Origin of the sequence: Bacillus sp. SIMBA_005, assembly GCF_046535585.1 — a bacterium.
GTDB lineage: Bacteria > Bacillota > Bacilli > Bacillales > Bacillaceae > Bacillus > Bacillus pumilus.
The window spans coordinates 1-367 of the sequence record NZ_JAWRWI010000097.1 but is presented as its reverse complement, the minus strand read 5'-3'; the positions used below and the strand labels follow the sequence as shown (position 1 = coordinate 367).

1 protein-coding gene is annotated in these 367 nt (G+C 68.4%); it reads right to left on the bottom strand.

All coding sequences use genetic code 11. The annotated features are described in order from the left end of the window. Positions 1-258 (bottom strand): TMEM175 family protein (locus tag SB660_RS19280; RefSeq protein ID WP_410583834.1); only part of this gene is annotated, 258 nt, incomplete at its 3' end. Between the last annotated feature and the right edge of the window lie 109 nt (positions 259-367).

The following is a 367-nucleotide window of genomic DNA, read 5'->3' as shown; positions in this document are numbered from 1 at the left end:
GGTGATCGCCGTGACCTCGGTGTACTGCCGGTGATGCTCCATCCAGAAGTTCGCGATGAGCAGGAAGCTGAGCGCGAAGCTGAACAGCTGCCCGCCGTTCTCGGCGAAGAACTCTCCGGTGGCGAGGCCCTTCGTGCCGGCATCCGACACCGCCTCCAGCAGCGGGAGGATCAGCAGCGTCATCGCGATCGCGACGACGGCGTCGGCGAACGCCTTGAAGCGCTCGGTCGAGAAGCGGAGGCTCGTGCGATCGGTCACGGCGCCAGACTAGACCGCTCGCGCGGACCTGTCAGGCATCGACGTCCGTCACCGCACCCAGGAGCGCGTCCTGCATGGCGGCCGTGCGGCGCCGCAGCGCATCGGCGAC